The sequence below is a fragment of the Niveibacterium sp. COAC-50 genome (assembly GCF_013184235.1).
In the GTDB taxonomy this organism is placed as follows: Bacteria; Pseudomonadota; Gammaproteobacteria; order Burkholderiales; family Rhodocyclaceae; genus Niveibacterium; species Niveibacterium microcysteis.
Genome location: NZ_JABCJM010000013.1, coordinates 1 through 11,460, shown reverse-complemented (window position 1 = coordinate 11,460; position 11,460 = coordinate 1). Strand labels below are relative to the sequence as shown.

The following is an 11,460-nucleotide window of genomic DNA, read 5'->3' as shown; positions in this document are numbered from 1 at the left end:
TACGGTGAGATCATGGAGGGGGAGTGCGATGTCCCGTGGGGCTAACAAGTCCGTCAACGGGACGCCAAACTGCTGCGCAGTTTGGTGCCCTCCGCTGCGCTCCGGCGCCCGTTACGTCCAACGTTAGCGCTTGCTTTGAAGACCACGCTCCCAATCGCTCGATGGCTTGCAGTCGCGCCACTTTGCCTGTCCGTGGTCGGCGGGGTTTTCTTTGGCCTATTCAGTTGCGGCGGCTATGCATGGCACGCCGTCGTGTATTGGCTCGCACTTTCGTCGCTCACAACCATTGTTGTTGTCGCGCCAACGTGCGGCGTTGCTGGCTGGTGGCGGAAAGCGCTTTACGTATTCTCAACGCTTAGCCTGTTCGTGCTTGCTCAATCCGCCGCAGCTCCGTTCTACCCGTCGGAACCCCAGTCGCTTGCTGAGTATGGCCGCAACTTCCTCATCGCAGTCAAATACGGCCCCTGCGCATGAAAGCCCCTCTCAACCAACGCGCTAACAGGTCAGTCAACGGGACACCCAAACGCTGCGCGTTTGGGTTCCCTCGGCTGCGCCTCGGTGCCCGTTACTTTCAACGCTAGGCAAGTTGCCCCATAGCTATGTCCGCTCGAAAACTCGGCGATGCCTTTTGTTCTCACCTTCACGAAAAGCACATGAAGGCGATGGGTTTTAAAAAACAAGGTAGAAATTTCACGAGAAAGTCCGAAGGCTATACTGAGCGGGTTTCAGTTCAAGGCAGTTCCTGGAATTCTGGTGATGAGCCTTGGCACTTTTACATCAATGTTGCCGTGGCGATTGATGGAGTCCCGCTACGAGAAACCTCAAAGTTTCATGCTGATGGCAGACTCGAACGACTGGCTCCCTCTGCACCAGCTGCGTACGACCTTACGGCGGCAAACCTTGAGTCACTTGCAATTGAAATTTCTGGGTATGTGATGGAGGCTTGTTGCCGCATACCCGATGCCCTACACGATGTGAGAACCCGTGCGTTACAGGGTTGGTACTCGCCGCTTCCCGTTCCCGATACTTGGCTAGATGAAGAATCTGCCTAACCCTGCAGTCAAGCGGACCGCCTGCAAGCTGGCGCTTGCAGGTTCCCTCCGCGCTTCGCGCTCCGGCGTCCGCTTACTTCCACGTTAGCCACTCGCCTTGAATTGCTTTCTTTTCGTGTGGCCAATTCTTGAAATGCTGCTTCGGCGCGGCGCTTGTTCCGGGGCGCCGCAGCGCTTCTCAAGCGCCAAGGGTCATCACACTGCTGGGCATATTCTTGCTCAACAGCAGCGGGCTTCGAGTGCGGCACCTTCATCGGTTGGTGGAGGTCTGGGCGCTCCAGGCTTGTGGCGCTCAGGGCTTGCGGTTCGCATGCCAACGCACTTTTGGGCTGGTGCAAGAGTGAGGGCTTTTTCCCTTGCCGGCGCTGTTGGCGGTGCGGTTCAATTGGCTCGGCGCCTTGTGCCTTCGTCCCGCCGTTCGGTGGCTCAATCGGGCAGCGGTTGCGCGGCTAACAAGGCAGTCAACCGGACACCCAAATGCTGCGCATTTGGGTCCCCTCCGCTGGCGCTCCGGTGCCGGTTACTTCCACGTTAGCCACTCGCCTTGAATTGCTTTCTTTTCGTGTGGTCAATTCTTGAAACGCTGCTTCGGCGCGGCGCCTGTTCCGGGGCGCCGCAGCACCTCTCCAGCTCCAAGGGTCATCACACAGCGGGGCATCTTCGCGCTCAAAAGCTGCGGGCTTCGAGTGCGGCGCCGTCAGCCGCTGGCGGTGGTTTGAGTTCTTCCGGTTTGGGGTGCTTCGGGCTTGCGGGCAACGTGTCGGGGCGCGGTTGGGCTGGCTCAAACTTTGCGGTTGTCGCCCTTGCTGCCGCAGCTGGCGGTGCGGTTCAATTTGCTCGCCGCCTTGTGCCTTCGGCCCGCCATTCGGTGGCTCAATGGGGCAGCGGTTGCGCGGCTAACAAGGCAGTCAACCGGACACCCAAATACTGCGCATTTGGGTTCCCTCCGCTGGCGCTCCGGTGCCGGTTACTTCCACGTTAGCGTTCACAATGCCCATCTACGCGTTTTGCGCTGAATACCCAACACCTAAGGCATTAGCTCTCTGCGGCCTCAAAGCGGCAACGCATGCGCTGCCCACGATCTCCGAGGAGCTTAAGTGGAATTTTCTCGTAACGGAGAGGCCAAAAGAGGCCTTCTTTGGCGCTGTCAAGGATGAAAGCTTCTCGCTGAAGCTCAACATCCAAAACCCACGCAACTCGTTTCGGCCTTACATTCGTGGGTGGTTGAAGGCAACCCCCAGCGGTACGCGCATTGACGTGCTGCTTTACGTAAATCCATTGGTAACCGCCCTAACCGTACTCATCATCTGTACACTTGGGCCGTCGTTACCCGCCGTACTTTCTGGCGAATTTCGCGCACTTCCCCCGTTTGCAATTCTGGTGACGCTCCTCGGAATGTACGGCTTTGGTTTCGCGGTCGAAGTTCGGAGAATTCGGTCCAAATTGGCTGAAATCATTTTATTCGCGGGGCAAAAAGCAAGCTAATGTTTTCGCCCACCGTGTCCGCTAACAAGTCCGTCAACGGGACGCCAAAATGCTGCGCATTTTGGTTCCCTCCGCTGCGCTCCGGCGCCCGTTACGTCCAACGTTAGGTTCATTGCATGGGTGCGATCTCAGCCGACGAACTGGATTTGCTCACCTTCTTCGAGTGCGAACCGAAGTTGCGCGATGCTGACGTTCCATGGACGTACAACGACGCTCTATATGAGTTTTCTCTTGGTGAGTTATCGCTCTCATGTGCCGTTGCACCTTCATATAGAGATGTTCGAATTATTCTAAAAAGTGGTACGCATATCCTCTACGAGCTAAATGCCATGGGTGTTGCCGACGTTCGTTACCACAACGAAGGAAACCGAGAACTGCTCGAAATTGAGCTTGGCAATCACGATCAGCTATGGGTTCGCCTTAAGCCGGCAATAGGCATCTGCCATGAGGCAAGGGAATGAACCTAACCATTCCATCAACCGGACGCCAAAAAGCTATGCTTTTTGGTTCCCTACGCGCTGCGCGCTCCGGCGCCGGTTATGTCAAACGTTGGGCATCATGAAACCCGATCGCGCACCACTCAACGAATCGCAAGAGCATGCACGGCGACAACTCGTCTCCTTATGCCGTGCAGTGCTCGCGGAAGAACTCTCGTTCTTTGAGGCGGCAATTCAAATCACTCGCCTCCGCCAAAGCGTTGGCGTTCCCGAAGGGGACTCAGACCTAATGGCGTTCGTTGCCATCGCATCAGAGTCGGACCATCTTCCCCCGCACCATATTCAGAACCGTTGGTCACCGGAGGCACTGAAGAAGTTCCAGCCTGAGTTCGAGCGGATTGAAGCCTGGGCCAAACCCTTTGCAACCGAGGCTTGCCAAAACATCGTAGGAAGGTTTGGAAGCGCATGACGCCCAACAAGTCCGTCAACGGGACGCCAAAATGCTACGCATTTTGGTTCCCTCCGCTGCGCTCCGGCGCCCGTTACGTCCAACGTTAGCCGTCAAACAATTCCAATCTCGTATAACGTCATGACCGAAATCAACCAAAGACTGCATCAATTAGCCGCCGATCGAAAACTCATTGCCTTCCTTAGCATCAGTATTTCGGTAGCGGTCCTTGCTGGCCTTTGGTTCGGCCGCTTTCCGCCCGGTGCTGTTGCGATCGTTTGGTTTTCGTTTGCCGCAATCCTTGTTCGTGCAATATCTTGGGCAACGCCAGAAGAAATCGCGCGCATTACGGCAGCAGCCGGCCACAGCAACGATGAAGCCGGCTAACCAGTCCGTCAACGGGACGCCAAAATGCTGCGCATTTTGGTTCCCTCCGCTGCGCTCCGGCGCCCGTTACGTCCAACGTTAGCCATCTCATGAGACAGCAAAGCGTGCAGCAGCAAAATGCGGCAACCCAAGAAGCACTCCGCATTCACGCCAAGTATTGGCGCAGCACGCCTTTGCCTCCAGCGCTCATCGAAGCTGCTGCCGCTCGTGGCGTTAACTGTGCGACGGCAATATTTCTAAAGTTGGAAATCGACTTTCCCGGCATGCCTAGGCTATTTGGCGTCATGCTTACAAATTCCGAGCGATTCATCCGGTTTGAAATTGAAACTGATGAAAATCACTCGTCAGTGGAGCTCATTGAGGTTTGGCGTGACGTGACCGAGAGCCAAAATCTGAACATCCACAACCGTGGCATTGGCGCCGGAGCCGGTGCGTTAGCGATCGAAGTTCTTCGTGAACTCAATGCCAATGCCTAACATATCAGTCAACCGGACACCCAAACTGCTGCGCAGTTTGGGTTCCCTACGCTGGCGCTCCGGTGCCGGTTACTTTCAACGTTAGCCACTCGCCTTGAATTGCTTTCTTTTCGTGTGGTCAATTCTTGAAATGCTACTTCGGCGCGGCGCCTGTTCCGGGGCGCCGCAGCACTTCTCCAGCTCCAAGGGTCATCACACTGCGGGGCATCTTCGTGCTCAACAGCTGAGGGCTTCGAGTGCGGCGCCTTCAGCCGCTGGCGGTGGTTTGAACTCTTCCGGTTTGGGGCTCTTCGGGCTTGCGGTTGGCGTGCCAACGCACTTTTGGGCCGGTGCAAGAGTGAGGGCTTTTTCCCTTGCCGGCGCTGTTGGCGGTGCGGTTCAATTTGCTCCGCGCCTTGTGCCTTCGGTCAGCCGCTCGGTTGCTCAATCGGGCAGCGGTTGCGCGGCTAACAAGGCAGTCAACCGGACACCCAAATGCTGCGCATTTGGGTTCCCTTCGCTGGCGCTCCGGTGCCGGTTACTTCTACGTTAGGCATCCCGCAGCCGTCAAGGCATAGGTCTGGGAATGCACCGAAAGTCAATACCAATGAATCTCGTAGAAACTGGCTTTGCTGCTGGAACCTTGGTGCACACGAAAATTGGACTTAAACCAATTGAAGACGTCTCCGTCGGAGACTTAGTGCTTAGCTTCCCGGACGACAAAATTCCGCCGCCGCGCCTGCGCGAGGAGCACGAGTACACCTATCGCAGGGTCACAGCGATATCGCGCGCGGAAGAATTGGTAGTCTGTGAGGTTATTGCTTGGGATTTGGCTAACAATATCAAAGAGACGATAAAGGTCACCCCAAACCATCCGATCTATATCCAAGGGTTTGGGTGGAAGACGAGCGATAGGATCGTCTTTGGCAATACACTTGAAAGCAACGACTTTTCAAATCTTCTGGTTAAGAAGAGACGGGACACTCAAGAACGGGTAACCGTCTATGCCCTTGAGGTTGACGAGCACTACAGCTATTACGTTGGCGAACTCGGCGTATGGGTTTATGGCAATGTCACCAACGCGGCGAAGGACGATGCCTAACCCTACGGTCAACCGGACAACCCAAATGCCGCGCTACGCACGGCATTTGGGTGCCCTCTGCGCTTCGCGCTCCGGTTGCCGGTTACCTTCACGTTAGGTCTTGTCAATGCAGATTTTCGACGCGGACGGTAACGAAGTACCTCAGCCGCCGGCTCCCCGAATGGAGGAACTGACACACATTTGTGAAATTGGAGGGCAGTTCGACGCGTGTTCGATCTATGTTGAGTTTCAGTCGCCAAATCTCGATAGAGACCTTATCACCAAGACCGTCGGGTTAAATCCAACGAAAGCTTGGAATGCTGGCGAAAAGCGCCCGCACGGCAATGGCAGGTCAGGTCTCATGCGAGTTGACGACATTGGAAAATGGTGTCTAAGAGTTGATTCTTCGAACCTTCCAGTAAATGAATCCATTGCAAACATCTTTGCAACCGCGTCACAAGACGTCGAAGCATGGAGGAGCATCTCCTCAGCATACGTGGGCAGGGTTGCGCTGGTCGGACACGCTAGCAATTGGAATAGAGAGTTCAACATTAGTGTCGACAATTTGTCGAAGTTTGTCGAACGGGGCTTGTCACTAAGCATTGATGCCTATTTCGATGGCTATGAGCAAACATCCACCTAACTGTGCAGTCAACCGGACACCAAACTGCTGCGCAGCTTGGTTCCCTCCGCTGCGCTTCGGTGCCGGTTACTTTCAACGTTAGCCATCACTAAATGACCATGCGCGTATTTCAAACTGTTTTTGCTTGCGCCCTGTTACTGCTTGCAGGCTGCGATCAGCAAGCAATGATTGAAAAGTTCGCACCGCAACAGGAAGTCAGTAAAGCCAAGCAACTTGTGACACAACTAGCAGCCAGAGATTTCGCCTCAATCGAAGCGCAGCTTGATACGACGCTAAGAACCCCTGAGCTCCAAAGCACGCTGGAACGCTTGGCGAAGATAGTTCCAACAGAGACACCGAGAAGCATAAACATAGTAGGTGCGAACACCTTCTCAAGCGGCGAAGTCACCAACTACAACCTTACACTTGAGTATGAGTACTCAAGTTCCTGGCTTCTGACCAACGTACAATTGGTCCGTAATGGTACTCAAGTTGTTGTTACAGGGTTTCACCTTCAGCCAGAGCAGACGCCATTGAAGGAGGTCAATCGATTCACCCTGTCGGAGAAGGGTTTTCTGCACTATTTGTTCTTGCTGCTGGCCGCTGTCATCCCAATATTCATCGTCTACGTTCTGAGGTTGTGCTACAAAACGCCCGCACTCAAGCGAAAGTGGTTGTGGTATGTGTTTATCGCTGTTGGCATGATTCAGTTCTCAATTAACTGGTCAACTGGCGAAACGAGCATTCAGCTCATAAGCTTTCTTTTGCTCGGCGCGGGCTTCTTGAGCAGCGGTCCGTTCGCTCCAGTTGTTCTAAGTTTTGCGCTCCCCGTAGGTGCAATCTCGTTCCTTGCAAAGCGTCAGGCGCTGGCAGAGCAAAATGCTGGCTAACCAGTCCGTCAACGGGACGCCAAACTGCTGCGCAGTTTGGTTCCCGTCGCTGCGCTACGGCGCCCGTTACGTCCAACGTTAGGCATTTCAAGGAAACGCTGTGGCATTTGATATGTACGCGGGCGACCGGCACGAAGCCATTTACGACCAAGACGAGTACATCTTTGCCTACGTCGCGGAAGCACCAGGCGCTTTTCCGCAACTGGAAGCGCTGTACTCTAGGTTCTACTCGGAGTTCAGTCTCACGCCCGAGCATGCCGGGTTGTTGGTGCACGAACTACTTGCCCTTCACGATCGCTTCGGAGCAAACAGTGGCAAAGCACAGGCGGGTCTCGTCTTGCGCTTGGCGCAATTCTTCAGCGCAGCGGCTCGTAACAGTATCTGCGTCCGCTGTTCCGGCGACTGAAATGCCTAACCCTGCAGTCAACCGGACACCAAACTGCTACGCAGTTTGGTCCCCTTCGCTGGCGCTCCGGTGCCGGTTACTTCCACGTTAGCCCGCTCAACAGGAGCCTTGGTGTTAGCAAAACGACTAGTTTGTATTGCAGTTGCTTTTCTTGCTTTGAGGGCAACGGCAGCCGACGATATCAATATTCAGCCGTCTGAAAGTTGTGCAGACGCGCTACAGACTATCGGCGTCTCCCGCATTACGTATCTCGCCCTGATCTATAGCGAAAATCACAGGGAAACTTATCAAAAGCGGTACGAGAACTTGGTGGCTGTTGAATCAAAGTGCTCGGAGCTCCATGAGGTTATAAGCCTGACCAAGACAGGCATCCTCCTAAATTCTGGGCTAAAGGCGAACGCAGAGTCTGAAATCCAACGCCTTCTATCAAAGAAGCCAAACTCTTGGTCTGTTTTGAATGGAGCGGGTCTCTTTTACGATGCGGTCGGGGACTATCAACGAGCTATCCGGAATTTTGAGGCGGCGCAGCGAATGGACGACGCCTGGAACATTAATATGGCCCTTGCTCATGCCTATTTTGGAGCAGGGGACTACGCCAAGTCGGTCGCCAGCTATAAGGCTGCTGTCAAGAAGAATCCTAATGTCAAGAACGTCCCTGCAGCCAAGGATAGCTATATAGAGTCGTGCAAACACCTGAAGGACAACCCAGAGTGTTCATGACTCCGCGGGCTAACAAGTCCGTCAACGGGACGCCAAACTGCTGCGCACTTTGGTTCCCTTCGCTGCGCTCCGGCGCCCGTTACGTCCAACGTTAGCGCTCATGATCCTTCTGCGCGTTACATATCACGTGTTTGAACATGAACTAGCTGGCCCATGGCCTACTGACAGAACCTCCTGGCATCAACTGGATGGCGAGGTTGCATTGACGTTCAGTAACGACAAGACAGTTTTCGTGTCGTGGGGAAACACGCCGCTGCAATACAGCATCGAGCAGAAAGGCTGTTCGTTTTTCAATGCGGGAGTGCTCACGGCAGTGGATATGACCCAACACCCGCACTGGCGCCCATTCATTGAGCGCGATGTCACAATGAACTACATCAAAAACGACCATCAAGTGCTCTCTCTCACCGCCGGCGAGGAAAGCCTCTTTCTGACCTCGCAGTACGACGACGGCACGTTCTGTGGAGACTGTGTACGTGTATCCCGTGCGAAGCCGCTCTAACACTACAGTCAAGCGGACCGCCCAATGCTGCGCTTTGGGTTCCCTCCGCGCTACGCGCTCCGGCGTCCGCTTACTTCCACGTTAGGCCTTTCTTTCATGCCAAACACTCCCATGAGCGATTCGGAACTAGAGTCAGCTATTGCCCGATTCCTCGGCGCCTACGAGGTCGTGTTCGACATCGATTGGGAGTACTCCCGAGAGCTCATGCAGCATGACATGGCTAATGTCATTGGAAGCGAGGCAACGTTTGCCAGGCCTGCGCCCGGATTTGAGAACAAGAACTGGGGCGCTCGCACTGCCTTGATTAGGGCTCATCAGGAGCTGGTGAGTCTGCTGAGTGATCGAGGCGTTTCTCCGGATGTTCCGGTGCGAGATGCTTGCTTTAATTTCGGTTGGCCAAGAGAACTGAAGGCCGGAGTGGTCAAAACACCTGGCTTCACGTCAATGCTTCAAGGACCGTTCTTCGCGTTCTTGCGTAGGCTGGGAAGCTAGTGGCTGCGTTCACCATGTTGTACTTGGCATCCAGGCCTAACACTTCCGTCAACGGGACGCCAAACTGCTGCGCAGTTTGGTTCCCTCCGCTGCGCTCCGGCGCCCGTTACGTCCAACGTTAGCCAGCTTTGAATGAATGAAAGTGGTCAGTGTGCAAAAGCTCATCCTAATTTCAGCCATTTCGGCTTTTCTCTGCCTCTCCGGGTGCGCCCAAAGCACGGGTGCTAACGCAGTCGCGAGTTCCTCGTCTTCTTCGTCTAGCGCAGGGAAAACCGCCGAGGGTTCCATCGTCGGCGAAGGCTCGATATCGGTAGCCAATCATCGCGTCGAGGTTAAGGGCGGGAAAGTCACCGTTGACGGCGTCTCATTCGGTGAAGCGTCCGAAAGCAGCACAGTCCGCTACCTCGTCACGCCGAGTGGCGCCAAGCTCTTCGTTGACGGTCAGCTTCGCAATGCCGCGGCTGGCTAACAAGTCCGTCAACGGGACACCCAAACGCTGCGCGTTTGGGTTCCCTCGGCTGCGCCTCGGTGCCCGTTACTTCCAACGTTAGCCCTCTACTACCCAAACCATCTACTGTGCGTACTCTATTTACCGCTATTGCTCCTGTTTTCTTTGCCGCGTCGATCGTTGGCTGCTCTCCGAGCCAAGACAGCGGAGGTTCGTTTGCTCAAGCGGCGCATGCAAAAGGCATTGACTTTGCAAAGCCTGCCACTCTAAAGGTCACGATCAAGACCGACCGTACGGGTGCCGACCTCGGCGCGTTCTCGGGTCTGCTTCAGAGCGAGGGCTTTGCGGTAACGACGGAAGTCAGCCAAAGCAATTCACAGCCGGCGGAGGCTCAGTCGGTGAGCGGTACAAAGACAGGCGTCTTTTCGGAAGGTGCGCTTAATGCCCTTGAAGCGAAGTTGAAGCCTGCACAAAACTCAGGAATCACGGTTTCAACCTCTGTAACCCAGGAGCAGTGAGGCTCAGGGCTAACAGGTCAGTCAACCGGACACCCAAACTGCTGCGCAGTTTGGGTCCCCTCCGCTGGCGCTCCGGTGCCGGTTACTTTCAACGTTAGGCAACATGAACGTCGTCACCGTTCGATTTGAGGAAATACACCAGGTGCGGCGCATCAGAGCCAACCGCGCGCTTCCGCAGCGAACGGTCTTCGGCTTCTCCGACGGCATCGGCTACACCCCGCAAGTTACCGCTCCCGGCTTTCCGCGCCTTGAACCGGGAATGACAGTTCACGCTGTCCTGCGCGAACCCGGCAACTGGAACACATTGGTCGGGTGGCGCGACCCAGGTACCAATGAACTGATGGCGCCGAATCCTTCATGGCATCTCAAGGGCATCGTCTTCTTTGCAGTCTGGGGCGTCATCGCGGTGGCGACCACGCTGCCCTTTCAAACAACTCACTCGTGGGCTCCGTTCGTCGCCGGCGCGCTTGCCGGTCTGGCCTGTGTGTCCGAGGCTACAAAGTGGCGACTAAAGGAGCGCGAAAGGCGTGCAATTGAGGAACTCTTACCCGCTTCGCATGATGCCTAACCAGTCCGTCAACGGGACGCCAAAGTGCGACGCACTTTGGTTCCCTCCGCTGCGCTACGGCGCCCGTTACGTCCAACGTTAGGCCACTCAACAGGATGTTTCCCATGTCAGACCAGAATCCCTATGCTCCTCCAACAAGCTCTTTAAGCGAGCAACCTGTTGAAAGCTCTAACGAACGCGCCCGTTTGAACAGAATTGCCTCAGGGCAACGACTTATCGTCATCTCAATACTGGTTACTCTTGGAGCTGCAGCATTGGCGGCGGCGGTAGGAGTACTCGGACAAGCACTCCAAGTTGTTGGGTTGTTGGTTTCTCTTTGGGGCACCTATCGGCTGGCATCTGCGTTAAGCGGTGCGACATGGATCACGGTGCTTTGTCTGATCCTTATGGTCATTCCCCTTGTTAACCTCATCACAATGCTCGTTCTAAGTTCGCGTGCCACTCGCACCCTAAAGAAGGCGGGCTACAAAGTTGGGCTGCTCGGCGCATCGCAACAAGTTGCCTAACAGGTCAGTCAACCGGACACCCAAACTGCTGCGCAGTTTGGGTTCCCTCCGCTGGCGCTCCGGTGCCGGTTACTTTCAACTACAAGGGCTTCCCCAGTAGTCAAGGCGAACTGATCCAACGGCCACGCAACACGTGGCCGTTTTGCTTCCTGCCAAACCGCTTTGTTCTTCCGGTCGTTGGGCTGCGTCGCTCGATTGAGCGAGGGGTACGGACTGCGACACTACAAACGGTCATCGATGCAGCGCTCGTGGCTGCGGACCCTGATGAAAGACGCGCGCGGGGGCCTCATTCGTTAGTCGCGGAAAGCGCTTGCTGCCGCCACGAGTTAAACAGGACATGCCTCGCGCGGGTCCAACCCTGGCTCATCAACGCGTGCCGTCTCGATCGGCGGGAAACGGGTTACTCGGACTTGAGTTCAAACGCGTCGCCGCGTGCAAGGCAG

The 11,460-nt window shown here is 55.4% G+C and carries 16 protein-coding genes; all 16 read left to right on the top strand.

Going from position 1 to position 11,460, the window contains the following annotated elements:
• The first annotated feature begins 653 nt into the window (after positions 1-653).
• On the top strand, positions 654-1,052 hold the full coding sequence (locus tag HH302_RS22160) for a DUF4304 domain-containing protein (protein ID WP_172205390.1): 399 nt from the start codon (positions 654-656) through the stop codon (positions 1,050-1,052).
• 990 nt (positions 1,053-2,042) lie between these two features.
• Complete coding sequence (locus tag HH302_RS22155; protein ID WP_172205388.1) at positions 2,043-2,537, top strand: hypothetical protein; 495 nt, start codon at positions 2,043-2,045, stop codon at positions 2,535-2,537.
• 116 nt (positions 2,538-2,653) lie between these two features.
• A complete protein-coding gene (locus HH302_RS22150; RefSeq protein ID WP_172205386.1) occupies positions 2,654-2,998 on the top strand; it encodes a hypothetical protein in 345 nt (114 codons plus the stop codon).
• 97 nt (positions 2,999-3,095) lie between these two features.
• The gene (locus HH302_RS22145; protein WP_172205384.1) at positions 3,096-3,443 is read left to right on the top strand and encodes a DUF2489 domain-containing protein; all 348 of its coding nucleotides are present in this window, start codon (positions 3,096-3,098) and stop codon (positions 3,441-3,443) included.
• Positions 3,444-3,563: 120 nt separating this feature from the next.
• Entirely contained in the window at positions 3,564-3,809 is a 246-nt protein-coding gene (locus HH302_RS22140; RefSeq protein WP_172205381.1) for a hypothetical protein, read from the top strand.
• 104 nt (positions 3,810-3,913) lie between these two features.
• Entirely contained in the window at positions 3,914-4,285 is a 372-nt protein-coding gene (locus HH302_RS22135) for a hypothetical protein (protein WP_172205378.1), read from the top strand.
• A gap of 586 nt (positions 4,286-4,871) precedes the next feature.
• On the top strand, positions 4,872-5,366 hold the full coding sequence (locus tag HH302_RS22130) for a polymorphic toxin-type HINT domain-containing protein (protein ID WP_172205375.1): 495 nt from the start codon (positions 4,872-4,874) through the stop codon (positions 5,364-5,366).
• Positions 5,367-5,472: 106 nt separating this feature from the next.
• Positions 5,473-5,988, top strand: coding sequence for a DUF4279 domain-containing protein (locus HH302_RS22125; protein ID WP_172205372.1), 516 nt, complete (start codon positions 5,473-5,475; stop codon positions 5,986-5,988).
• Positions 5,989-6,080: 92 nt separating this feature from the next.
• Positions 6,081-6,857 (top strand): hypothetical protein, encoded by a 777-nt coding sequence (locus HH302_RS22120; protein ID WP_172205369.1) that lies wholly within the window; start codon positions 6,081-6,083, stop codon positions 6,855-6,857.
• A 100-nt stretch (positions 6,858-6,957) separates the two neighbouring features.
• Positions 6,958-7,263 carry a hypothetical protein gene (locus HH302_RS22115; protein ID WP_172205366.1) on the top strand — a complete coding sequence of 102 codons (306 nt, stop codon included), beginning with the start codon at positions 6,958-6,960 and terminating at the stop codon, positions 7,261-7,263.
• Between the two features lie 111 nt (positions 7,264-7,374).
• The gene (locus HH302_RS22820) at positions 7,375-7,983 is read left to right on the top strand and encodes a tetratricopeptide repeat protein (RefSeq protein WP_172205363.1); all 609 of its coding nucleotides are present in this window, start codon (positions 7,375-7,377) and stop codon (positions 7,981-7,983) included.
• A 100-nt stretch (positions 7,984-8,083) separates the two neighbouring features.
• Positions 8,084-8,485 (top strand): hypothetical protein, encoded by a 402-nt coding sequence (locus HH302_RS22105; RefSeq protein WP_172205360.1) that lies wholly within the window; start codon positions 8,084-8,086, stop codon positions 8,483-8,485.
• A gap of 111 nt (positions 8,486-8,596) precedes the next feature.
• Complete coding sequence (locus HH302_RS22100) at positions 8,597-8,977, top strand: hypothetical protein (RefSeq protein ID WP_172205357.1); 381 nt, start codon at positions 8,597-8,599, stop codon at positions 8,975-8,977.
• A gap of 576 nt (positions 8,978-9,553) precedes the next feature.
• Positions 9,554-9,943, top strand: coding sequence for a hypothetical protein (locus HH302_RS22095; protein WP_172205354.1), 390 nt, complete (start codon positions 9,554-9,556; stop codon positions 9,941-9,943).
• A 103-nt stretch (positions 9,944-10,046) separates the two neighbouring features.
• On the top strand, positions 10,047-10,511 hold the full coding sequence (locus HH302_RS22090; RefSeq protein WP_172205351.1) for a hypothetical protein: 465 nt from the start codon (positions 10,047-10,049) through the stop codon (positions 10,509-10,511).
• Positions 10,512-10,615: 104 nt separating this feature from the next.
• Complete coding sequence (locus HH302_RS22085; protein WP_172205348.1) at positions 10,616-11,017, top strand: hypothetical protein; 402 nt, start codon at positions 10,616-10,618, stop codon at positions 11,015-11,017.
• The last annotated feature ends 443 nt before the right edge of the window (positions 11,018-11,460 follow it).

What these genes read in the sequence shown, in the direction of transcription:
- HH302_RS22160 (WP_172205390.1), top strand. Translation starts at nt 654, where the DNA reads ATGAAGGCGATGGGTTTTAAAAAACAAGGTAGAAATTTCACGAGAAAG.
- HH302_RS22155 (WP_172205388.1), top strand. Translation starts at nt 2,043, where the DNA reads ATGCCCATCTACGCGTTTTGCGCTGAATACCCAACACCTAAGGCATTA.
- HH302_RS22150 (WP_172205386.1), top strand. Translation starts at nt 2,654, where the DNA reads ATGGGTGCGATCTCAGCCGACGAACTGGATTTGCTCACCTTCTTCGAG.
- HH302_RS22145 (WP_172205384.1), top strand. Translation starts at nt 3,096, where the DNA reads ATGAAACCCGATCGCGCACCACTCAACGAATCGCAAGAGCATGCACGG.
- HH302_RS22140 (WP_172205381.1), top strand. Translation starts at nt 3,564, where the DNA reads ATGACCGAAATCAACCAAAGACTGCATCAATTAGCCGCCGATCGAAAA.
- HH302_RS22130 (WP_172205375.1), top strand. Translation starts at nt 4,872, where the DNA reads ATGAATCTCGTAGAAACTGGCTTTGCTGCTGGAACCTTGGTGCACACG.
- HH302_RS22125 (WP_172205372.1), top strand. Translation starts at nt 5,473, where the DNA reads ATGCAGATTTTCGACGCGGACGGTAACGAAGTACCTCAGCCGCCGGCT.
- HH302_RS22120 (WP_172205369.1), top strand. Translation starts at nt 6,081, where the DNA reads ATGACCATGCGCGTATTTCAAACTGTTTTTGCTTGCGCCCTGTTACTG.
- HH302_RS22105 (WP_172205360.1), top strand. Translation starts at nt 8,084, where the DNA reads ATGATCCTTCTGCGCGTTACATATCACGTGTTTGAACATGAACTAGCT.
- HH302_RS22100 (WP_172205357.1), top strand. Translation starts at nt 8,597, where the DNA reads ATGAGCGATTCGGAACTAGAGTCAGCTATTGCCCGATTCCTCGGCGCC.
- HH302_RS22090 (WP_172205351.1), top strand. Translation starts at nt 10,047, where the DNA reads ATGAACGTCGTCACCGTTCGATTTGAGGAAATACACCAGGTGCGGCGC.
- HH302_RS22085 (WP_172205348.1), top strand. Translation starts at nt 10,616, where the DNA reads ATGTCAGACCAGAATCCCTATGCTCCTCCAACAAGCTCTTTAAGCGAG.